The sequence below is a fragment of the Ruegeria sp. AWH4_226 genome (assembly GCF_056159225.1).
Map to the genome: position 1 here is coordinate 2,818,395 of NZ_JBSWUU010000001.1, position 21,023 is coordinate 2,839,417.

Annotated in this window: 27 protein-coding genes; 12 read left to right on the plus strand and 15 right to left on the minus strand. The window is 57.4% G+C overall.

Annotated features, from left to right (window positions below):
* Window positions 1–27 precede the first annotated feature (27 nt).
* Entirely contained in the window at window positions 28–672 is a 645-nt protein-coding gene (gene nth, locus ACXAET_RS13935; RefSeq protein ID WP_475186129.1) for an endonuclease III, read from the plus strand.
* Window positions 669–1,658, plus strand: coding sequence for an adenosine kinase (locus tag ACXAET_RS13940; protein WP_475186132.1), 990 nt, complete (start codon window positions 669–671; stop codon window positions 1,656–1,658). The genes nth and ACXAET_RS13940 overlap by 4 nt, the downstream gene beginning before the upstream one ends.
* Window positions 1,659–1,727: 69 nt before the next feature.
* Here the strand turns inward: ACXAET_RS13940 and ACXAET_RS13945 are convergent, their stop codons facing one another.
* Together ACXAET_RS13945 and ACXAET_RS13950 are read right to left on the minus strand one after the other, a co-directional pair.
* Window positions 1,728–2,255 (minus strand): dihydrofolate reductase family protein, encoded by a 528-nt coding sequence (locus ACXAET_RS13945; RefSeq protein WP_475186136.1) that lies wholly within the window; start codon window positions 2,253–2,255, stop codon window positions 1,728–1,730.
* Between the two features lie 204 nt (window positions 2,256–2,459).
* Window positions 2,460–2,945 carry an RNA pyrophosphohydrolase gene (locus tag ACXAET_RS13950; protein ID WP_475186140.1) on the minus strand — a complete coding sequence of 162 codons (486 nt, stop codon included), beginning with the start codon at window positions 2,943–2,945 and terminating at the stop codon, window positions 2,460–2,462.
* Between the two features lie 135 nt (window positions 2,946–3,080).
* Between ACXAET_RS13950 and ACXAET_RS13955 the strand changes: the two genes are divergently transcribed.
* Window positions 3,081–5,108, plus strand: a complete 2,028-nt coding sequence (locus ACXAET_RS13955) for an FAD-dependent oxidoreductase (protein ID WP_475186143.1) — start codon at window positions 3,081–3,083, stop codon at window positions 5,106–5,108.
* 94 nt (window positions 5,109–5,202) lie between these two features.
* On the opposite strand, the gene ACXAET_RS13960 is transcribed toward ACXAET_RS13955, so the two are convergent.
* The gene (locus ACXAET_RS13960; protein ID WP_475186144.1) at window positions 5,203–5,643 is read right to left on the minus strand and encodes a DUF4399 domain-containing protein; all 441 of its coding nucleotides are present in this window, start codon (window positions 5,641–5,643) and stop codon (window positions 5,203–5,205) included.
* A 228-nt stretch (window positions 5,644–5,871) separates the two neighbouring features.
* Between ACXAET_RS13960 and ACXAET_RS13965 the strand changes: the two genes are divergently transcribed.
* Window positions 5,872–6,783 (plus strand): LysR family transcriptional regulator, encoded by a 912-nt coding sequence (locus tag ACXAET_RS13965; protein WP_068336630.1) that lies wholly within the window; start codon window positions 5,872–5,874, stop codon window positions 6,781–6,783.
* Between the two features lie 242 nt (window positions 6,784–7,025).
* On the opposite strand, the gene ACXAET_RS13970 is transcribed toward ACXAET_RS13965, so the two are convergent.
* From ACXAET_RS13970 to ACXAET_RS13985, 4 genes are read right to left on the minus strand one after another with little or no spacing between them, the layout of a single operon-like run.
* Window positions 7,026–7,928: an OmpA family protein gene (locus tag ACXAET_RS13970; protein ID WP_475186148.1), complete on the minus strand. Its 903-nt coding sequence runs from the start codon at window positions 7,926–7,928 to the stop codon at window positions 7,026–7,028.
* Entirely contained in the window at window positions 7,925–8,497 is a 573-nt protein-coding gene (locus ACXAET_RS13975; protein ID WP_475186153.1) for a peroxidase-related enzyme, read from the minus strand. Before ACXAET_RS13975 ends, ACXAET_RS13970 begins: the two co-directional genes overlap by 4 nt.
* On the minus strand, window positions 8,494–9,222 hold the full coding sequence (locus ACXAET_RS13980; RefSeq protein WP_475186155.1) for a GNAT family N-acetyltransferase: 729 nt from the start codon (window positions 9,220–9,222) through the stop codon (window positions 8,494–8,496). Before ACXAET_RS13980 ends, ACXAET_RS13975 begins: the two co-directional genes overlap by 4 nt.
* On the minus strand, window positions 9,219–9,941 hold the full coding sequence (locus ACXAET_RS13985) for a competence/damage-inducible protein A (protein ID WP_475186158.1): 723 nt from the start codon (window positions 9,939–9,941) through the stop codon (window positions 9,219–9,221). The genes ACXAET_RS13980 and ACXAET_RS13985 overlap by 4 nt, the downstream gene beginning before the upstream one ends.
* A gap of 52 nt (window positions 9,942–9,993) precedes the next feature.
* Between ACXAET_RS13985 and sfsA the strand changes: the two genes are divergently transcribed.
* Window positions 9,994–10,695, plus strand: a complete 702-nt coding sequence (gene sfsA / locus ACXAET_RS13990; protein ID WP_475186161.1) for a DNA/RNA nuclease SfsA — start codon at window positions 9,994–9,996, stop codon at window positions 10,693–10,695.
* Between the two features lie 69 nt (window positions 10,696–10,764).
* Here the strand turns inward: sfsA and ACXAET_RS13995 are convergent, their stop codons facing one another.
* Window positions 10,765–11,574, minus strand: coding sequence for a class I SAM-dependent methyltransferase (locus ACXAET_RS13995; RefSeq protein WP_475186165.1), 810 nt, complete (start codon window positions 11,572–11,574; stop codon window positions 10,765–10,767).
* Between the two features lie 341 nt (window positions 11,575–11,915).
* Window positions 11,916–12,311 (minus strand): RidA family protein, encoded by a 396-nt coding sequence (locus ACXAET_RS14000; RefSeq protein WP_475186167.1) that lies wholly within the window; start codon window positions 12,309–12,311, stop codon window positions 11,916–11,918.
* 272 nt (window positions 12,312–12,583) lie between these two features.
* Here ACXAET_RS14000 and map point away from each other — a divergent pair, with 272 nt between their 5' ends.
* Complete coding sequence (gene map, locus ACXAET_RS14005) at window positions 12,584–13,396, plus strand: type I methionyl aminopeptidase (RefSeq protein ID WP_475186170.1); 813 nt, start codon at window positions 12,584–12,586, stop codon at window positions 13,394–13,396.
* On the opposite strand, the gene ACXAET_RS14010 is transcribed toward map, so the two are convergent.
* The 3 genes from ACXAET_RS14010 to ACXAET_RS14020 all read right to left on the minus strand — a co-directional run bounded on the left by ACXAET_RS14010 (window position 13,384) and on the right by ACXAET_RS14020 (window position 15,420).
* Window positions 13,384–13,563, minus strand: a complete 180-nt coding sequence (locus ACXAET_RS14010) for a hypothetical protein (protein ID WP_475186174.1) — start codon at window positions 13,561–13,563, stop codon at window positions 13,384–13,386. The genes map and ACXAET_RS14010 overlap by 13 nt on opposite strands.
* 88 nt (window positions 13,564–13,651) lie before the next feature.
* Window positions 13,652–14,212, minus strand: coding sequence for a 16S rRNA (guanine(966)-N(2))-methyltransferase RsmD (gene rsmD / locus ACXAET_RS14015; protein ID WP_475186177.1), 561 nt, complete (start codon window positions 14,210–14,212; stop codon window positions 13,652–13,654).
* On the minus strand, window positions 14,209–15,420 hold the full coding sequence (locus ACXAET_RS14020) for an NAD(P)/FAD-dependent oxidoreductase (RefSeq protein ID WP_475186181.1): 1,212 nt from the start codon (window positions 15,418–15,420) through the stop codon (window positions 14,209–14,211). Before ACXAET_RS14020 ends, rsmD begins: the two co-directional genes overlap by 4 nt.
* 99 nt (window positions 15,421–15,519) lie before the next feature.
* On the opposite strand from ACXAET_RS14020, the gene ACXAET_RS14025 reads away from it, so the two are divergent.
* From ACXAET_RS14025 to ACXAET_RS14040, 4 genes are all read left to right on the plus strand, one after another.
* Window positions 15,520–16,005: a redoxin family protein gene (locus ACXAET_RS14025; protein WP_475186186.1), complete on the plus strand. Its 486-nt coding sequence runs from the start codon at window positions 15,520–15,522 to the stop codon at window positions 16,003–16,005.
* Window positions 16,006–16,108: 103 nt separating this feature from the next.
* On the plus strand, window positions 16,109–16,354 hold the full coding sequence (locus ACXAET_RS14030; RefSeq protein ID WP_475186189.1) for a glycine zipper 2TM domain-containing protein: 246 nt from the start codon (window positions 16,109–16,111) through the stop codon (window positions 16,352–16,354).
* An 11-nt stretch (window positions 16,355–16,365) separates the two neighbouring features.
* Complete coding sequence (locus ACXAET_RS14035; RefSeq protein WP_475186195.1) at window positions 16,366–16,713, plus strand: EF-hand domain-containing protein; 348 nt, start codon at window positions 16,366–16,368, stop codon at window positions 16,711–16,713.
* 15 nt (window positions 16,714–16,728) lie between these two features.
* Window positions 16,729–17,034 (plus strand): hypothetical protein, encoded by a 306-nt coding sequence (locus ACXAET_RS14040; protein WP_475186200.1) that lies wholly within the window; start codon window positions 16,729–16,731, stop codon window positions 17,032–17,034.
* Here the strand turns inward: ACXAET_RS14040 and ACXAET_RS14045 are convergent.
* The 3 genes from ACXAET_RS14045 to ACXAET_RS14055 form a co-directional block, all read right to left on the minus strand.
* A complete protein-coding gene (locus ACXAET_RS14045; protein WP_068336668.1) occupies window positions 17,031–17,324 on the minus strand; it encodes a 4a-hydroxytetrahydrobiopterin dehydratase in 294 nt (97 codons plus the stop codon). The two genes, ACXAET_RS14040 and ACXAET_RS14045, sit on opposite strands and share 4 nt — an antisense overlap.
* Window positions 17,321–18,508, minus strand: a complete 1,188-nt coding sequence (locus tag ACXAET_RS14050) for a GNAT family N-acetyltransferase (RefSeq protein ID WP_475186201.1) — start codon at window positions 18,506–18,508, stop codon at window positions 17,321–17,323. The genes ACXAET_RS14045 and ACXAET_RS14050 overlap by 4 nt, the downstream gene beginning before the upstream one ends.
* 343 nt (window positions 18,509–18,851) lie before the next feature.
* Window positions 18,852–19,307, minus strand: a complete 456-nt coding sequence (locus ACXAET_RS14055) for a RidA family protein (protein ID WP_475186204.1) — start codon at window positions 19,305–19,307, stop codon at window positions 18,852–18,854.
* A gap of 295 nt (window positions 19,308–19,602) precedes the next feature.
* Between ACXAET_RS14055 and ACXAET_RS14060 the strand changes: the two genes are divergently transcribed.
* A complete protein-coding gene (locus tag ACXAET_RS14060) occupies window positions 19,603–20,415 on the plus strand; it encodes an MlaA family lipoprotein (protein ID WP_475186209.1) in 813 nt (270 codons plus the stop codon).
* Window positions 20,405–21,013: an MlaC/ttg2D family ABC transporter substrate-binding protein gene (locus ACXAET_RS14065; protein ID WP_475186213.1), complete on the plus strand. Its 609-nt coding sequence runs from the start codon at window positions 20,405–20,407 to the stop codon at window positions 21,011–21,013. The genes ACXAET_RS14060 and ACXAET_RS14065 overlap by 11 nt, the downstream gene beginning before the upstream one ends.
* The last annotated feature ends 10 nt before the right edge of the window (window positions 21,014–21,023 follow it).

The window sequence follows — 21,023 nt, forward strand, 5'->3', positions numbered from 1 at the left end:
CGGTTCAGGCATTGCATTAAGGGCCGGATGGCAAAGCAACTCGATTATCACAAAATCCGCGAGATTTTCACGCGCTTCCATGACGCTGACCCCGAACCCAAGGGTGAGCTGGAGCATGTGAACGTCTATACGCTTGTCGTGGCCGTGGCCCTATCGGCGCAGGCGACAGATGCAGGTGTCAACAAGGCCACGCGCGCCTTGTTTCAGATCGCGGATACGCCGCAAAAGATGCTGGATCTGGGCGAAGAGGGGTTGATCGAGCATATCAAGACCATCGGCCTGTTCCGCCAGAAGGCGAAGAACGTCATCAAGCTGAGCCGCATTCTGGTGGATGAGTACGGCGGCGAGGTTCCAAATTCCCGCGCGGCGCTGCAGTCCTTGCCGGGCGTGGGACGCAAGACGGCCAACGTGGTTTTGAACATGTGGTGGCGGTACCCTGCGCAGGCCGTAGACACGCATATTTTTCGCGTTGGTAACCGCACCGGTATCTGTCCGGGTAAAACCGTTGATGCGGTTGAGCGCGCGATCGAAGATAACATCCCAACCGATTTCCAGCTGCATGCGCATCACTGGCTGATCCTGCATGGCCGCTATCACTGCAAGGCACGCAAACCGATGTGCGCAACCTGCATCATCCGCGATCTCTGCGAATTTGAGGACAAGAACCTATGAAAACCTACCAGCTTGTTGGCATCGGAAATGCCGTTGTGGACGTGATTTCCCAGGCCGATGACAACTTCCTTGAACTGATGGGGATCGAGAAGGGCATCATGCAACTGATCGAACGTGACCGGGGCGAGGTTCTATATGCCGCGATGGAGGGGCGGGTGCAGACGCCGGGCGGGTCTGTCGCCAACACGATCGCCGGGGCCGGCGCGCTGGGCCTGGACGCCGCGTTCATTGGCCGGGTTCATGATGACGCGCTGGGCCGGTTCTATGCGGATGCGATGAACGAGGACGGGGTGGATTTCGTCAACCCGCCCGTGCCGGGGGGTGAATTGCCGACCTCACGCTCGATGATCTTTGTCTCACCCGATGGTGAACGGTCGATGAACACCTATCTGGGCATTTCCTCGGAACTGTCGTCAAAGGACGTCCCGAACGAGGTGGCAGGCAACAGCCAGATCATGTTCCTTGAAGGCTATCTGTTCGACAAGGAAAAGGGCAAGGCCGCGTTTCTTGAGGCCGCGCGTGACTGCCACAAGGGCGGCGGCAAGACCGGCATCGCCATTTCCGACCCGTTCTGCGTGGAACGCCACCGCGCCGATTTCCTGTTGCTGATCGAACACGAGCTGGATTTCGTCATCGGCAACGAGGACGAGATCAAGTCGCTGTTTGAAACAAGCGATCTTGAGGAAGCGCTGGCCAAGACGGCTGAGATTTGCCCTCTGGTCGTTTGCACCCGGTCTGGCGATGGGGTGAGCATTCTGCACGAAGGCACCCGCGTCGATGTGCCTGTTGAAAAGATTGTGCCCGTCGACGCAACCGGCGCGGGCGACCAGTTCGCCGCCGGGTTCTTGTACGGCATGGCGACAGGCCGCGACTACGAGACCTGCGCAAAAATCGGTAATGTCTGCGCCCGCGAGGTGATTTCGCATATCGGCCCGAGACCCGAGGCGAACATGGTGGACTTATTGCGGGAGGCGGGGTTGGTTTGAACGGGGGCCGTTTAGTGGGCGCAGCGGACAATCGCACTTCCTGAAGGACTGTCCGCTTCTTGAAATCGATCAGGCTTCGAATTCCTCGACAAGATACCCATTATCATAAGTCTCAGTCCTGATCCGAGTCATGCTGATGGGCCTAGTAAACGCGCCAAATAGGGTCGTGCCGCTTCCGAGGACACAGGGTGCGCGTTTTAGTATGAGTCGATCGATCAGTCCTTGTTCCAGCATCCACCCTGCGAAATCGCCACCCCCGCAAAGATATACGGGGCCAGCAGCGTTGCGCGCCAGTTTCCGAATCTTGTCAGGTGTAGGGCGGCTACAAACTGAGATTTCAACCTGTTCAGGCACCTCTAAAGCGTCGGAGAAAACAACGGTTCGCATGTGTGGATAGGGGTTCTGACCGGGTTTGAGGCCAAAACTATACCCGAACTCGTAGGTTTTTCGGCCCATGATTGCGGTTTTGTACGTCTCAAGGCGCTTTAGATAGTCGTCAACAACCTGCCCTTCATGAGCGAATTTCGAAATGTCGCCGGACGCGCCAGAGATGAAACCGTCAAGCGAGACGGCAACGTCATAGATTATGGGATGCATGAGATGCTCCTGTTCAATAATTTCCCAAGAAACCTTTCGGCCTCCGAATGAGTTGGAAACTATTTGATCACTGGCAGAGCACTCCTCAATTGGGCATGCACCTAGCGGGAGTTTCTTGTCTGGTCAATACGCTGCCACAAAAAAGCGGACCTTCGAACCCAACGCAGCATCGGACAAAATGGGCTCAAAACGAACAAACAGCCCTCACCGCAAATACTCGCCAAACGCCTCCATCACCCGCGTATACACATCTCGTTTGAACGGCACGATCTCATCGATCAGGCGCGCGGGGTCCTGCCATTTCCAGCGGGTGAACTCGGGGTGGTCAGTCTTGATGTTGATCTGGTTATCAGCCCCCAGAAAGCGCATCAGGAACCATTTCTGTTCCTGCCCGCGATAGCGGCCCTTCCAGATTTTGGGCACGATGTCATGCGGCAGGTCATAGGGTAGCCAGCCATCGGTTTCAGCGATGATCTGAACCAGATCGGCAGTGACGCCGGTTTCTTCCCACAACTCTCGCAAGGCCGCGTCGCGGGCGTTCTCGCCTTTGTCTACGCCGCCTTGGGGCATCTGCCACGCATCCTCAAACCGGTCGTTGCGCTGGCCGACAAAGATCTTACCCTCAGTATTCATCAGCATTAGCCCGACACAGGGACGATAGGGAAGTTTGGCGATCTGTTCGGGGGTCATGCGCGGCCTCATGGTTGTCCGGCCGAGCTGTACCAAGCGTGGCGGCAGCAGCAAAGGGGGTGACGTGAGGTTTCGCGTGACAAAGGTGACGCGCACGGCAATTTGGGGCATGACGTCAGGAGGGAGAGTTTTGCCATGACTGCGTACCCAAACATGCTGGCCCCGCTTGATCTGGGCTTCACCACCTTGAAGAACCGGGTGTTGATGGGCTCGATGCACACGGGGCTTGAGGAAACCGGCGACTGGAACCGGGTGGCCGAGTTCTATGCCGACCGGGCGCGCGGTGGCGTGGCACTGATGGTGACGGGTGGGATTGGTCCAAACCTGGAAGGGTCAGTTCTGCCGGGTGCATCGATGATGACGACCGAAAAGGACGTGACGAACCACTCTATCGTGACGGACCGGGTGCATCAGGCGGGCGGCAAGATCGCGATGCAGATCCTGCATGCGGGCCGTTATGCCTATGGACCCAAATGCGTGGCGCCCAGCCCGGTAAAATCGCCCATTTCGCCATTCCCTCCAAGCGAGCTGGATGAAGAGGGCATTGAGAAACAGATCAGCGATATCGTCAACGCCGCCGTTCTGGCTCAGAAAGCGGGCTATGATGGGGTCGAAATCATGGGGTCCGAGGGGTATTTCCTGAACCAGTTCCTCGTGACCCATACTAACAAGCGTAACGACCGATGGGGCGGGTCTTACGAGAACCGAATGCGCCTGCCCATCGAGGTCGTGCGCCGCACGCGTGAGGCGGTGGGCCGTGAGTTCATCATCATCTACCGCCTTTCCATGATCGACCTTGTTCCCAACGGCTCGACCCATGACGAGGTGGTGCAACTGGCGCAAGAGATCGAAAAGGCCGGCGCCACGATCATCAACACTGGCATCGGCTGGCACGAGGCGCGAATCCCGACCATTGCCACCAGCGTTCCCCGCGCGGCCTTTGCGTGGGTCACGAAAAAGCTGATGGGCAAGGTGTCTATTCCGGTGATCACCTCGAACCGCATTAACACCCCCGAGGTGGCCGAAGAGGTGCTGTCGACAGGTTGTGCCGACATGGTCTCGCTGGCCCGTCCGATGTTGGCGGATGCGGATTTCGTGGCCAAGGCAATGGCAGGAGAGTCCGCCAAGATCGCGCCCTGCATTGCCTGCAACCAAGCGTGTTTGGATCACACGTTCAGCGGCAAGCTGACATCATGTCTGGTGAACCCACGCGCCTGTCACGAGACCGAGCTGGTGATCGAAAAGACTGACACGCCCAAGAGTGTGGCCATCGTTGGCGCAGGTCCGGCTGGGTTGTCCACCGCTATGACCGCCGCCCAGCGTGGGCATAGCGTTACCTTGTTCGACCGTGCCAGCGAGATCGGGGGCCAGCTGAACATGGCGAAACAGGTTCCGGGAAAAGAGGAATTCTGGGGGCTGGTCGACTGGTACCACACCATGATGGCCGATCTGGGTGTCAAACTGGAACTGAACCGCGAGGTCAGCGCCGATGATCTGACCGGCTTTGACGAGGTGGTGATCGCCACGGGCGTTATCCCGCGCGATCCGCAGATACCCGGGCAGGACCGAGACAATGTACTGAGTTACATCGACGTACTGCGCGGCAAGGCCGAGGTCGGTGCATCCGTTGCCGTAATCGGCGCCGGGGGTATCGGCTTTGACGTCTCTGAATTCCTGATCGAAGACGGCCACAGCGCGACCACCGACCTCCCCCTGTGGATGAAGGAATGGGGCGTCACCGACCCGGCCAATCACCGTTCGGGCCTCGCCCCCGAAGGCCCGCAGCCCGAAGCGCCCAAGCGTCAGGTTACGCTCTTGCAACGCAAGAAGCAGGCGCACGGCAAAGGGCTGGGGAAGACCACGGGCTGGATTCATCGCGCGACGCTGAAGATGAAACAGGTAAATTTCGTGGGTGGCGTGAACTATGAAAAGATCGACGAAGACGGCCTGCATGTCAGCTTTGGCGAAGACCGCGCCGATCCAACAGTGATCGCTGCGGATACAATTGTTTTATGCGCGGGTCAGGTCTCGGACCGCAGTCTTGCGGATGCGCTGATCGAACGCGGTATCACGCCACATGTTATAGGCGGGGCAGATGTTGCGGCTGAGCTGGATGCCAAGCGGGCGATCAACCAGGGGACAAGGCTGGCGGCAGAGTTTTGAACGCAACAGCCTACCTTTTGAACCGCGGCTGAGTCCCGCGGCCAATCTTTCAACCGCACCATCGCCTTGCAGCCAAGATTATGCAGGAGCGCTGCTATTCCACCGTTATCGTGATCACCTCGGACACAATCGGCGGGTTATGCGGTACGTGACCCGCGTCGCCCAGCACCAGTTGTAGCGTGTGTTCTCCGGGGGCAAGGTCCAGCGTTACCTCGGTCTGACCGCCGCCGAAATGCAGGTGGTTGTCATCGGCAGGCAGGCCATAAGCCAGCTCATCGGCACCGCCTTCGCCTTCGCCAATCGGCGGGCGATTAATGAGAAGGTGATGGTGGCCGGTGTTTTCCTGCTCGGTCCCGGCCGGGGCCACGCCCATACCCTTGAGGCCAAAGACCACAGTGACCGGAGATTGAACCGTGTCCCCGTTGGCAAGAGTTACAAAATAGACTTCCGCGTCAGGGTTTGATGGTGTTTCTCCTCCGGCCAACGCAAAGGTTGCAGACAGGCACACGGCCGCAATTGCAAAAAGCAGTTTCATGATCTCCTCCACGGTCACAAATTTGCCATTGTCATCCTAGCATATCAGGATCACCGGTCCTAAAATCGGTCTCTTTTATGGGTGTATTCTATTTGGAAACCATTGTTTCCGCGTTTCCCATCTGCAAACGATCCGTTTTAAAACCCTGATATTATCCCATGTCCGCCCAGTTTCCGCCCAGATTGACCCCAATAGTGAGACAAAGAACAAAAGACCTGGGGAATGAGAATGGACCGACTGACCGAAATGGAAGCCTTTGCCAATGTGGTGGACCAGGGAGGCTTCACAGATGCGGCCAAGAAAATGGGCATCTCCAAATCGGCTGTGTCAAAGCACGTATCCAGCCTAGAGGCCCGATTGGGCGCGCGGTTGCTGAACCGCACCACGCGTCGCGTTTCCCCGACCGAGATCGGACTGGCTTACTACGACCGCGCGCGCCGCGTGCTGAATGACGCAGGCGAGGCGGATGCGCTGGTTACCTCAATGCAGTCGGCACCGTCTGGCCTGTTGCGGATCAGTGTGGCAACAGATTTCGGCGTAAATCACCTGTCACCGGTTTTGTCGGATTTTCTGGCCGCCTACCCGGACATCACGGTGAACATGGTTCTGAACAACCGCTATGTGGAGCTGATCTCGGAAGGGTTTGACGTGGCCGTACGTATTGGTGAGCTGGAAGACAGCACCCTGCGCGCCCGCAAACTGACGGAAACCGTGAAACGCATGGTCGCCGCGCCCAGTTACATCGAAAAATTTGGCCGCCCGCAGAAGATCGACGATCTGAACGAGCACAAACTGCTGCACTACTCCAGCCAATCATCCGGCAATGTCTGGCGGCTGACAGCACCATCTGGCGAAAAGCGACAGGTACGCACAGCCGGCTGGCTGAGCGTCAATGACGGTCAGTCGCTGCTGAATGCGGCCATCTCGGGTCTGGGGATCGCCTATCTGCCAAGCTATCTCTACGCGGACGCGTTGAAAACCGGTGCGGTTCTGGATGCGATGCCGTCCCTGCCTGACGAAGTGCAGGGTATCTATGCCGTCTATCCACCCGGCCGTTTCACGCAACCCAAGGTGCGCGCTTTTATTGATTTCCTCGTCGAGTCCTTCGCAGACAAAGGCCTGATGGACTGGGCGAGTTGACAGAAACAACAATACGCTGGCGGGAACTCCTGCTGCGTGCTGTGAGTTGCCTCACTTCGTCCGCTTAAGGTGCTGGCAATATGTCAAAGAAAATCTCATATTGTCTCTGTTCTGTCGACAAATAGTCTTTTTTGGTGAAGATAGTTTAAAGGACAGCACTAATCTCCTCGGTAAACTTCGACGGCCCGCGCTTTGATGCGGGTCTTTTTTTTGTCAGAACACCTCGATGCAGGAAAGCCGAGTCAGTTGACCAGCAGCACGGCCTCAACCCGGCGATTCAGGTCGCGACCTGCGGGCGTGTCGTTCGAGGTCAGGGGGGCCAGGTATCCGATTCCGCGTGCTTCGATCCGGTCGCCTGACACGCCATATGCTTCGATCAAGCGGGCGCGTACCGCTTGTGCCCGTCCCGTGCTTATAGAAATATTGGCATCCAGCGCACCGGTGTCGTCCGTATGCCCCACAAGTGCCAGCCGCGTGCCCGGGTTGTCGGCCAGATAGCCCGCTATCTGCGCCAGTGAGGCAAACGGCCCGTCGCCCAGCGTGATTTCACCGGTGCGGAAATGCAGATCGTCCAGAATAACGTGCCCGTTCTGCGCCAGGGCAGAAAGCAGTCCGCCCGAGTTGTCGACTGTTTCTTCGATCACCAATGGGGGAGGGGCAGGGGCGTCTACCGGGGTCACCCGGATCATCTGGATGTAACCGCTGGGCGGGTTGCGGCTGACAAGCAGAGTCACTACGTCTTCTCCGCGTTTGGCAGCCAGAAAGCGATAATCCTGTATCGCCACATACATGTCGGGGGTTGGCACCACCTCGGTCGCGAACCGGAAGTCGAACCCACCGCAGGCCTTGGCTGCACATTCGAACAGAACGTCATAGCCTTGCGCGGTGATCTGTTCGCGCAGCGGCGCCAGAAGTTGCAGCGTTGTGCTGGAACCAGACTGCACGCGCCATGTGAACCTTTCGACACGACCTTCGACTTGCTGCACCGGCAGGGCGCCACCATCAATCGGGCCGGTCGGTAAGTCGTAACTGTCCAGCGGACTGACACGTTCGCTTAGTTGGCGCGCGCCGGTGGGCAACGTCAGATCCTGTGCGGCAACGGGTCCTGCCAGCACCAAAAGGATCACTTGGGCAATTCGGATCATCGAGCCTGCGCGTGATAGTCGTCGTTCGGAGCCATAGCGGTCGCGCTTGCAACCCGGTTCGACATGTTGAAAAATCCGGTGACGTTGGCAATATCCCAGATATCCCGGTCGGTGAAGCCCACGTTGCGCAGACGCTGGCGATCAGGCTCTTCGATCTCAGTGCTGGCTGTGGTCATCTTGGCGGCAAAATCCAGCATTGCACGCTGACGCGGGTTCAGATTGGCGACGCGGTAATTCATGACCAGCCTCTCGCCCAATTGCGGATCGCCAGACAACTGCCGTACCGCTGCGCCATGGGCCACTAGGCAGTAGAAGCATTTGTTGATCGCTGACACGACCACCGCAATCATTTCGCGCTCCAACTTGCTGAGGCCGCTGTCGCCCAGCATCAGGTCGTTATACATCGCGGTAAACGCGTTCAGCTTCTCGATATCAAACGCATAGGCGCGCAACACATTGGGCACAAAGCCAAGCTTTTCCACGCAAATATCGAAGTACTTTTGCGTTTCGGGGGGTAGCGGGTCCACCATCGGCAGGTTCAGCGCGGTGGGCATAGTCTGGTCGGTCACGTCGGGTTCTCTCCTTGGGCAGACTGACGGTAGTGGTATTCGTCAACAATCTCCATCCCAAGTGCGTGATATAGTCCGTTCGCACCGACATTTGCCTTGGTGCAGATCACGCTGAGCGTTTTGGCCCCGTGCTCTTGCGCCCAGAATGCGGCGGCGCGCATCGCCCATGCACCCAGTCCCTGCCGACGGTGTTCTGGCAAAACCTCAAGCGCGTGAACCATGACAATGCCGTCTTGCAGCGCAGCAAAACTGGTGCCGGCGGGATGATCGTTGCGACGCAAAAGAAAGCCAGTTTTCGGACCCTTCGCGCGGTCCATCACGGCGATCCGTTCCGGCCCGATCCCGCCCTGCGCCCATATTTCGCGCATGATGGCCAGAGGCTCCCAAATGGTGAAGACCGTCACACGGGGGATAGGGGTGTCGGTCAGATGATCAACAGGGCACGCATAGATATTGACCGGGTCAAGAATGTCATACCCTCGCGCGGTAAGCTGTACGTCCAGCGCCTCATCCCCCGGACGCAGGCAAAACAGGCGCTTTTGCCCCATCGCCTGCATCTCGGCTTCGGCGGCGTCAATATCAGCCTCGGTCGCCGGACCCAGCGCACTTGCGGCACTCACGCGTGAGCCGCCGCCGCGCCCCTGTCGCAATTGAAACGGCCCTAGCCTTTCGTACCGCGCAGCAGGCCAGGTGCCGTCGACGATGGCGGCCCAGTTGGTGTTCACAGATCCAGTTCTTTCGCCAATCGGGTTATGGCCGCGTCAATCTGCGCGCCGTTCGTCCCTCGCACGACCACGTTCGCACCGAAAACACCATTGACCTGGAATGGATAGCAGCCGATTGAAAGATCCTGAAACCTTTCGGCCAATGCAGCGAGGGTTGCGGCGATATCGCCTTCGCCCCGATCCACACGCAAGGTTTGTGACAACAGCGGATTGCCTCCGGTCAGCCCGGGCAGCACGCTGGCAACCATAGCCTGAAAAACTGACGGCACCCCGGCCATCACGTGCACGTTTTCAATGGTAAATCCAGGAGCCGTAGAAACCGGGTTTTCGATCAGAGTGGCCCTGTCCGGTATACGTGCCATCCGCAAACGCGCGTGGTTCAGCTCCAGACCGGATTTGTCATAGTGGGCTTGGAGTAACGCCCGCGCATCCTCGCGCACGTCGATGGGCCTGCTGAATGCGCGCGCGATGCAATCTGCGGTGATGTCGTCATGGGTCGGGCCGATCCCGCCGCTGGTGAATACTGTGTCATACGCCTGCGATAGCGCCTTGACTGCAGTTTCAATGGCGGGCGCATCGTCGCTGACGAAGCGTACCTCTTTCAGGTCGATACCGTGTTTGGTCAGCTCTCCGGCCAGGAAGTGCATATTTGAATCACGGGTTCGGCCCGACAGGATCTCATCTCCGATCACAAGCATTGCAGCGGTTGGATTGGCCATGGAAAGCGCCTCCCTCTTGATCGACCTTTGGGGCAGGTATAGGCCGTGAGGCATGCGATTTGAAACCCCCCTCGTCCCCGCCCGCCTGATCCGCCGCTACAAACGCTTTCTGGCGGATTGTACGCTTGAGGACGGGCGCGAGGTCACGGCCCATTGCGCCAATCCCGGCTCCATGATGGGGCTGGCTGAACCGGGTGAAAAAATCTGGCTTGAGCCGAATGACGATCCGAAGAAAAAGCTGAAATACGGCTGGCGTCTGGTCGACCATGAGAATGGACATTTCACCGGTGTTGACACGTCGTTGCCCAACAAGGCGCTGCGTGCGGCGTTGGAGGCGGGTGAAATCCCCGAACTTGCGATCTATGAAACCGTCCGGCCCGAAGTAAAATATGGCCATCAAAGTCGCATCGACTTTCTGCTGACCCAACCGGGCCTGCCGGATGCCTATGTCGAGGTCAAAAGCGTCACCCTCTCACGCAAAAGCGGTCTGGCTGAATTCCCAGATAGTGTCACCGCGCGCGGTACCAAACATCTGGGTGAACTGGCAAGGATGGCTGCGCAGGGGCACCGTGCAATTATGCTGTATTTAGTGCAGCGCACGGATTGCGACCGATTCGCGTTGGCTACCGATATCGACCCGACCTACGCCGCAGCCTTCGAGGCCGCCCAAGCTCAAGGGGTTCAGCGGTTGGTTTATGCAGCACGCATCTCGCCGCAGGGAATTTGGGTGGAACCAAAAGGTCTTTTGGCCTGAACACTGTCAAATGCCGTGCTTCAGAAAGCGCCTTGGGAACACTTCACATCCCAGCCTTGCCCATTGGTCCTACAAGCGACACTTAAACATGGTCGCAGACAGCGGCATTCTGAGGTCACTAGCCCCGAACCGCGACCGCAGATTCGTCCCAATCCGGGCGACGACGGCATCGGGATCCACCCCGCCACGATCCTTGATTTCATCTATTAAGGGGTTTCCGTAAACCAATGCAGTTGCAAACTTATCGATATCAACGATCTGCTTAGTCACAGTGATTGTCTCATGCTCGACATCCGTCCAACCCGCAGCGGAAAGATCGGCACGTACAACCTGCGGATCGCCGTAGTGAAATGGAACTTTGTAAAAGCCCGGGGGATTATCCGAAAAGAATTGCATGACTGTCTGATGTGTCGTTTCCGAGAATGGATTTTCCGACATGTCGCTCCACACGTTGAACACGTAGTGCCCACCGGGCTTCAAGACACGGGCGGCTTCCTTAAAAGACGCAATTTTGTCCGGGAAGAACATGACACCGAACTGGCAGGCCATTAAATCAAACGCGTCGTCCTCAAACGGCAGGTCCATTGCGTTGGCTGCTGCAAACTCAACGTTGTCATCAGCCGTGAACTTCTGTTTCGCGACATCAAGCATCGGAGAGTTGAGGTCCGTTATCACAAGCGCTGTATCCGGATGCAGCCTGTCGCGCAGTTGCCTGCTGACGATCCCGGTGCCGGCTGCCAGTTCCAAAACGCGCTTGGCAACAAGACTGCTGCACAGCTCAGCCATCTTTTCAGCGTAGTCTGTGAAAATGTTTGGCCCCAGACCGCGGTCATAGTGGCTGGGAATATCACCAACAAAATTTGCGGAAAAACTCGGCATATCTGCCTCCAGAGTCTATTTCTGGTGGCAGCATATCAAATATCTGCGCGGATTTCCGGCTTTTCGCACGCAGGTAAAGCTGCTTTTGTACCGCGTTATTGACGTTCCGTCCGGCTGATATGTCTTGAGAAGATCACAGGTGCACGCGGTCTCAATCCGCGGCGGGTCGACTTTTCTATATCTTTCTGAGTCTTTGATCGCTTCGAACCTATGGATATTCGAAAATGGACTATGGAGATGCCATCATTTTGCGGAACCGCAGCGGATCTTGTGTGAATTTCGCGAAAGGGGTTTGGGTGCCGTCCCTATCTGAAATCAGGTTCGGTGAGCACAGATTTGTGTCAATCGGCGACAACGGCGTCCACTTCGATCTCGACCAGCCATTCGGGGTTCACGAAACGGTCGATGGCCATGATCGTGTCGACCGGCCGCGCGTCTAGGCAGTAGAGTTTCCGGGCCTCAATCGCCTGCTTCCAGTTGTCGATATCCGTCAGGATCACGCGGGTACGCACGATGTCGTGCAAGCCTGACCCTGCCTGTTCCAAGGCTGCTTTGATGATTTCAAAACACTGCTTGGTCTGCAAGAACACGTCACCGACCCCTACGGTTTTGCCCTCCTGATCGACCGGGGCCGTACCGCCAACCGCAATGAAATGTCCCACCCTGACTGCACGGCTGAAACCCACAATGGTTTCCATCGGGTTTCCGTTTGAAATCAATTCTCGCTTGTGCGGCATGGTTCTGTTCCCTGACAAGATCGCCGAATTCCGGCGTCACTATGCAGAATAGGCGCCGAAACGGACTGAAAATCGAGGGAAATTTTAGCCCTAACCTGTCTGCGGGCCTTGCTGCGATGCGCTTCACTTATCCAATTGACGCGGTGGCCCTTGCAGAACCGGCCCAAAGGACCATTTAAGCAACCTACCGCACGCGACCTCAAGCCCTCTGGAACTTTCTGCACAAGCAGCGTAAAAGACGGGTTGCGCGAAACATTCGGAGCCTTGCATCCATGAAAGAACATCGTGGCCGTCTGACAAAGGACGGTATCCGTATCTATGAACAGGGTGACTTTGCCGGTATGCATACGGCAGGGGCCTTGGCCGCGCGGATACTCGACAACATCGCGGAGCATGTTTTTCCAGGCCAAACCACGGGTGAGATTGACCGGATTATCACCCAGATGGTCGATGAGGCAGGCGCAACTTCGGCAACGATTGGCTACAAAGGCTATCAGCACGCCAGTTGCATCAGTGTGAACCACGTGGTCTGCCACGGGATTCCCGGCGACAAACGGCTAAAGGATGGTGACATCCTGAATATCGATGTCACGGTGATCTTGGATGGCTGGTACGGCGATACATCGCGCATGTATGTGGCCGGCAAACTGCCCCGCAAAGCCGAGCGTCTGATCCAAGTAACCCATGACGCGCTGTTCAAAGGTATCGAGATGGTCAAACCCGGTAATACCTTTGGTGATATCGGCCACGCCATCCAGGCCTATGTCGAGGCGCACCGGATGAGCGTTGTTCGCGATTTCTGCGGCCACGGGCTGGGCCGGGTGTTCCACGCGCCGCCGAACGTGCTGCATTATGGGCGTCCAGGCACCGGCGCGATGCTTGAAGAAGGTATGTTTTTTACCATTGAGCCGATGGTGAACCTGGGCCGTCCCGAAACCAAGACGCTGGCCGATGACTGGACCGCCGTGACCCGCGATAAATCGCTGTCCGCGCAGTTTGAACACTCGGTGGGTGTGACGGCGGATGGTGTTGACATCTTTACCCTATCGCCGGGCAATAAGTTCCACCCAACCTATTCGTCCTGATCGGCGGACTGGTCGCGCAACAGTTTCAACAGCAAGGTTTCCTGCCCCCATGGCGTCACTGCGTCATGGATAAACACCGGGGCTCGCATGGGTTTGCGTTCAGGCCCGGTGGCTGCGTCAGCGTCCTTGGGGACAGACCAGATCGATGGGGTTAAAGCTCGGTCCATAGCGAACACACTAGCACACGCTGGCCAGTTTCTCAAAAGACAGAATAGCTGACGCGAGCCGGGTCAGAGGTCCGTTCGGTTTACTTGGTTATCTGTCTGGATCACCATGCCACATGAGCGTGATATGCGTATCGCCGTATTTCCGGGCGTCCTGCATAATGAACCCGTCGGGTGCCTGCATGGGTGCGTTTTCTTCCCAGACGATCAGGGCACCATCAGCTATCCAGCCATCTGACAGGGCCGCAATGGCTTTCTGCCCCAGCGCTTTGCCATAGGGGGGATCCAGGAAGATCAGGTCATAGGCCTTGCCCGGATTCTCATCCAACCGCGTGACGTCGCGGCGGATCACGTCGGAGCGGTCGGTGCTGTGGGTCAGGTCGATATTCTTGCGGATCAGACCCTGCGCCACGCGCCCGTCATCTACGAATGTCACATGCGCCGCGCCACGCGACAAAGCCTCAAGCCCCAGCGCGCCGGTGCCCGCAAAAAGGTCCAGTACGCGCAAGCCGTCAAAGTCAATCTGATTGGTCAGAACGTTGAACAGGCTTTCCCGGACCCTGTCGGTGGTGGGGCGCAGATGTGCACCCGCATCCCCTTTGCCGACCGAGGCCAAAGCCCGGCCCCGGAACTCTCCGGCAATGATCCTCACGCCTTGAGCAGCGGTTTCAGGTCCGCTTCGGGATCGGCAATCACTGCAGGATCGGCGGTCTTACCTGCATCAATGAGACGTTTTCCGACCATGTAGGCGCGCGGGTCGTTCATCGCGTCAACTGCAATCAACTGATCCCCATTGTAATACCAGAAAGACACGGTCTGCCCCTCGCCCTGACGGGTCACGACACGATCATAGCCCGTGTTCAGCCCGGCGATCTGGAGTTTGACGTCATATTGGTCCGACCAGAACCAGGGTGTCGCCACATAGTCCTTGCCCGCGCCCAGTATGTTCCGGGCCACAACCTCGGCCTGATCGATCGCGTTTGGTACGCTTTCCAGTCGGATGCGCGTACCGGCATGCGGGAAAGACGCGCAGTCACCCGCCGCCCAGATTGAGGGATCGGAGGTGCGCCCATGTGCGTCGGTCTTGATCCCGTTGTCCAACTCTAGTCCGGCCATTTCAGCCAATTGGGTCGAAGGAGTGATCCCCACGCCAACAACAACAAGGTCGACGTCCAGTCTGGTGCCATCGGTCAGAACCGCGCCTACCACCTTGCCGTCTTCTCCAACCAGATGGTCCAGCCCCACGCCTTCGCGGATATCGGCACCGTGGTTCGTGTGCAAAGCACGGAAATAATCACTGGTCTCGGGCGCGGCCACCCTTTGCAGGATACGGTCTGCCATCTCGACCAGTGTCACCTTGACCCCTCGTTTGGCGCAGACGGCCGCAGCCTCAAGTCCGATATAGCCGCCACCCACGATCAGGGCACGCGCGCCTTCCGTGACATAAGGCTCCATTTCATCCACATGATACAGGTCGCGCACAACATGCACGCCCTTCAGATCACCACCAATCGCGGCGGGCAGATAGCGGGGTTCAGATCCGGTGGTAAGTGCCAGTTCGTCGTACGAGATCACATCGTCCCCCACGGTGACCGTCTTGGCCTGCGGATCAATCGCCGTAACGCGCTGACCCAGACGCAGGGTGATGTTGTTTTCGGCATAAAAGCTCTCGGGCCGCAGGAACAGACGTTCCAGTTCCATTTCTCCCAGAAGATAGGCCTTTGACAAAGGCGGACGTTGATAGGGCAGATGCGGTTCGGACCCAATCAGGGTGATGTCCCCTTCAAACCCGTCTTTGCGCAGTCCGGCGACAAGCGAAGACCCTGCCTGCCCGGCACCGATTACGACAATATGGCTCATGTTACTCCCACCGTGTCGAATTCCCGTGGTTTCATCCACGCGACCACCTATATTGCGGCTGAGCCCGACTCTGCAAATCCAAACGACAGGAGCTTAACAATGATTTCAACAGGTGACACGCTGCCAGATGCCACACTTGCGCAGATGGGTGCAGACGGCCCCGAAGAGGTGCGGATTTCAGACAAAACCAAAGGGCGCAAAGTCGTGATTTTTGCGGTACCCGGTGCATTCACGCCGACATGCCATTCGGCCCATGTTCCCAGCTTTGTGCGAACAAAGGACCAGTTCACAGCCAAAGGTGTGGATGAGATCATCTGCGTTGCCGTCAACGACCCCTTTGTGATGAAAGCCTGGGGAGAGGCCACAGGCGCAGCGGATGCGGGGCTGACCATGCTGGGCGATGCCTCGGCCGAGTTCACCAAAGCCATCGGGATGGATTTTGACGCGCCGCCTGTTGGCCTCTACGCCCGGTCCAAGCGGTATGCCATGCTGGTGGAAGACGGAAAAGTCACCGCACTGAACGTGGAAGAAAACCCCGGTGCGTGCGAGATTTCAGCGGGTGAAAGCCTGCTTGAAGCGATCTGATCGCGTTTGGCCTCGGGCGATCCTCGGGGCCATGCACGCTAATTAACTTGATGCAACGCCCTGATCCGCCAATAGTTACGGCATACAATCAGGGAGTTCATCAATGAAACTAAAGATTTTCACCCTAATTCTTGGAACCGCGGGCGCTTTGGCTGCCTGTGGCCCTGCACCCACCCCACAACAACAAGCCGCGCGGCAACATGAAATCGCCTGCCTCAGCGGATCGTTGGGCGGAGCGCTTATCGGCGGAGCAATAGGCAACCAGTTCGGCGGCGGGTCCGGACGATCGATCCTGACGGCAGCAGGCGCAGCCGCCGGTGCCGTTGAAGGCAACAGATTCGCATGCTGAGGAGAGCTGAGATGATACGTGGACTATTGATTGCTGCAGTTGTTCTGCTGGCGGGTGCAGTTTCGGCTGAAACCGTGGGCGAATTGCATGAAAACGAACTCAAGACCATTGACGCGAATAATGACGGATTCCTCTCGCGCGATGAATTCAACGCATTTTCGGACTATGCCTTTCAGGAAATGGACGAAGATAAGAACGGTACGCTTGGACGGGATGAGGCCGAACCGTTTCTGGACATAAAACTGTTCCAGGACGTTGACCGTGACAACAACGATCTTATTTCGAAAGCTGAATATGATGCGCAAATGAGCGCCGATTTTGATGCCGCGGATCAGGATGGTAATGGTCAGCTAGATTAACAACCGGAGTGTGCGATGAAAAAATGGATCGGTTTTGGATCACTTGCACTGCTGGCGGCCTGCGATGTGCCGCAAGCTCCGGTTGTGACCGGACCGGACGGGCAAACGCGCATTCAGATCAACACTTCGGGTTTGACGTGCTACGACAATAAATGCCTGGATATTAACCCGGCAGCACGCAGCGTCCGGCAGATTGGCAACCGAACAACCGGCATTCCAAGAAATATCGATGTCAGCAGCGGCAGTGTGACTCCGTCAGAGTTTGCGCAGATGGGTACCGCTGCATCGCTTGCGGGTGGTGTCGGTTCGGGCAACCGCTAGCAGAGACTGTCCATTTTACGCGCCAGCTTGGCGTCCAGAGCGGATATGCCGCCAACGTCATGCGTGGCAAGCGTCACCTCTACCGTTCGGTAGACGTTGCTCCATTCGGGATGGTGGTTCCATTTCTCGGCAAAGATGGCAACTTGGGTCATCCAGCCAAACGCGTGTACGAAATCTTCGAAAATAAAAGTTTTGGTGATCGCATCCCGGCCTTCGACCATGGTCCAGCCATTGTTGAACAGCGGATCTAAAAGCGGTCCGCGGGTCTCGGGTGACAATAGTTCGGTCATTGCTGTTCCTCCGGGTTCGATTTCCTGAACGGGCCGTATTCCGTCAGAATCTCAATCTCTTGTCCCACCGCGTGGGCCTCGGCGTCCAGATATTTCTTGATCGCATCGGCAAAACCGGGATCGGCGACCCAATGCAAGCTGTGCGTGCGCGTCGGTAAGTAGCCGCGTGCCAGCTTGTGTTCGCCCTGTGCGCCCGCCTCAACGCGGGCCAGGCCCTGTGCGATGGCGAAGTCTATGGCTCGATAGTAACACAGTTCGAAATGCAGGCAGGCATGATGTTCGACGCAGCCCCAATAACGGCCAAACAGCGTTTCGCGTCCGATGAAATTCAGCGCCCCGGCAATGGGATAGCCATCCCGTTCAGCCAGCACCAACGCCATGTCGTCTGCCATGGTGTCCTGCGCAATATCAAAGAATTGCCGCGTCAGGTAGGGAGAGCCCCATTTTCGTGCGCCAGTATCCTGGTAAAACCGCCAAAAGGCATCCCAATGTTCGGGGCGCAGGTCGTCCCCCGTAAGGGTACGAATTTCTCCGCCAAAGCTGCTGGCCTGGGCGCGTTCTTTGCGGATGTTCTTGCGCTTGCGCGAGGACAGGGCGGACAGGAACCCATCGAAATCCTCGTAGCCGTCATTGAGCCAGTGAAACTGCTGCGACTCGCGCAGCATCAGACCCATCTGCTTGCCGGCCAGTGCCTCTTCCTCGGTGCAGAAGGTCGCGTGTACGGATGAAACCCGATTGTCAGCCGCCAATTGAACCGCGCCCTGCACAAGCGCCGACATTCCCAACGCCTCATACCCCGGCCGCACCAGAAAGCGCCGCCCGGTAGCGGGGGTGAAAGGCACTGCAATCTGTAATTTGGGATAATACCGCCCGCCCGCATTTTCGTAGGCATGGGCCCAATTATGGTCAAATATATACTCACCCTGACTGTGCGATTTGGCATACATCGGGGCTGCAGCAATCAACATACCGTCGTGGTAGGTCACCAGATATTGCGGCTGCCAGCCCGTACCCGGCCCGACAGACCCGCTGTCTTCCAGCGCAGCCAGGAACCGATAGGTGGTGAAAGGATCAAGCGGACGACCGCCATCTGCAACTTCGGGGCAGGCGCAGGCATCCCAGTCCGCCGCAGAAATCTGCGAGAGCGTCCCAAGAACCTGAACTTCGATCTGTGCCTGATCCATATGCCCTCCGCGTCTAGTCTTTATCTGTGCTGGCAGGGGGAAGGTTCAACCCGGGCGCAGGGGCAAATACCCTTCGAAGGTCACATTATCGGCAACGGTGCGGGCGAGTGCCTTTTGTGCGGGCGAACGCACTGTCCTTCATGGGACCGGCACGCCCATTTGCACCCGCTGAAAACCATCGCCGAACTTTCTGCTGTCAGTTGTAGATTGATCTTGAGTTCCTATCCGGTCTGAACAGCAGTACGAATGGCCGCCCGGCTGTTCTCCGGGCGGTGATCCGCTTTTTCATGCAGAGCCCAATGCGTGATTGGCACCTCAAGACAAGCGGGCGGCAGGGGTGGAGTCATTGAATCTCGAAAATACCTTCGATTTCGACGGCTACGCCCAGCGGCAGCGCGGCTGCACTGACAGCCGAGCGTGAGTGGCGGCCAGCCTCACCCAATGCTTCGACAAGGAAGTCAGATGCGCCGTTGATCACCTGCGGCTGAGCGGTGAAGTCCGCGGTCGAGTTCACGAAACCCGTCAGTTTGATCACGCGGACCAGTTTGTCGATATCGCCACCGCAGGCCGCCTTGACCTGTGCCAGGAGGTTGATGGCACAAACCTTCGCGGCTGCCGCGCCGGCCTCGACACCCATGTCATCACCCAGCTTGCCGGTGATCAGATCGTCATCCTTGGAGATCTGGCCCGAGACATAGACGATGTTGCCTACCCGCACAAATGGCACGTAATTCGCCGCCGGTGCAGGCGCGTCGGGCAGAGTAACGCCCAGACTGTCCAGTTTCGCTGCGATGCTCATGAAGGTTCCTCCCAATCTTTGATTCGGGGCGAAGCTATCCGGCGCGGCCCTGATCGAAAAGCGAGAAATCAAGAATGGACGCGCCCGACAAGTAGGCGTAACTGTTCTTATCCCGAACACTTGAACGGGTGTCGCTTTACCTGCCCCTATCAAGCAGGTTAAACGCAAGCTGTTTCGTGCTGGTCGTGAAACGTCTACAAGATATCAAATCAGGCCGCGCAACGTGGCCAAAAGGAATATTGGTTTAACGTTCGGGAAAATAATATCCGAACGGTTAGGAGTGGCAAAGACCGTGTTGAGCAAACCCCGCTGCAAGCACCTGATCGTCCTGTCCCTGCTGACAGTGCTTGGCGCCTGCGCCACGCGTCCTCCTGAAGGTACGCCCCCCAACGAAGTGTTCGATCCCTACGAAAACACGAACCGGGGCATTCACCAGTTTAATCTGGGTGTCGACAGGTTCCTGTTCCGGCCAGCTTCGAAAGGGTATGTTAAAATCGTACCCGATCCGATGGTGACCAGCTTTAGTCATTTTGCAGAAAACCTGACAATGCCGGGTCAGGCGCTGGACTATCTGTTGCAGGGCAACATAAAACAGTCCGGTAATGCGCTGTTGCGTTTCTTGGTCAATACCACGGTGGGTGGCGCGGGCTTATCTGATCCCGCCGCAGAATTGAACCTTCCGCCCGTCGACACCGACTTTGGCGAAACGCTGCATGTTTGGGGTGTCGGCGAGGGCGCTTATGTCGAACTGCCGTTCTATGGTCCATCTACCCAGCGCGACGCGATTGGGGTTGTGGTTAACCTGTTCTCGAACCCGATCAACTTTTCGCCGGTGCGACCTGTCGATAATATTGGCGTGTATGCCGAGGTTGTGCGGCGTATGGGCGATCGGGGCAGGTTCTCGGATACGGTCGATTCGATCCTGTATGAAAGTGCTGACAGTTATGCGCAGGCACAGACAATTTTCATCCAAAATCGCCGCTTTGAACTGGCGCGGGATGATGAAGAGACCTATCTGGGTCTTTATGACGACCCGTACGCAGAAACCGGGACCGACCCTGTCAGGGACCCCTACCTAGACCCCTACGAGGACCCCTATGCCGAGTAACCTTTTGAACCGACGCGGCTTTGTCGCCACTTGCATGGCCAGTGCGGTGATGACCGCACTTCCCGCATTTGCACAGACCGAAGCCAGCGCAAAGGCACTGGTTGTGAGTGTCGTGAACGACATCAACCGCGTGATCGCCTCGGGTAAATCCGAAAAAGCCATGATCCGCGATTTTGAAAAGATTTTCGTGCAATATGCGGATGTGCCGATCATGGCGCGCTATGTGCTGGGGGCTGATGGCCGTTCGGCCAGCCCGTCGCAGATCAAGCAATTCACCCAAGCGTTTCAGGGCTACATCTCGAACAAGTATGGCCGTCGTTTCCGTGAGTTCATTGGCGGCCAGGTTTCCGTTCGCGATGCCCGCAAGATCAAGGCTGGGTACGAGGTGCGCACCTCGGTCAAGCTACAAGGCTCGTCCCCGTTCGAAGTGACGTTTCTGGTGTCCGACAAATCGGGGCGGGACAAGTTTTTCAACATGTTCATCGAAGGGGTGAACATGCTTTTGACCGAACGCACTGAAGTTGGTGCCATGCTGGATGCCCGGGGCGGAGATCTAAATCGCCTGATCAACGATATGAAGCGCAATCAGACCAGCTGATCCGGTTCAC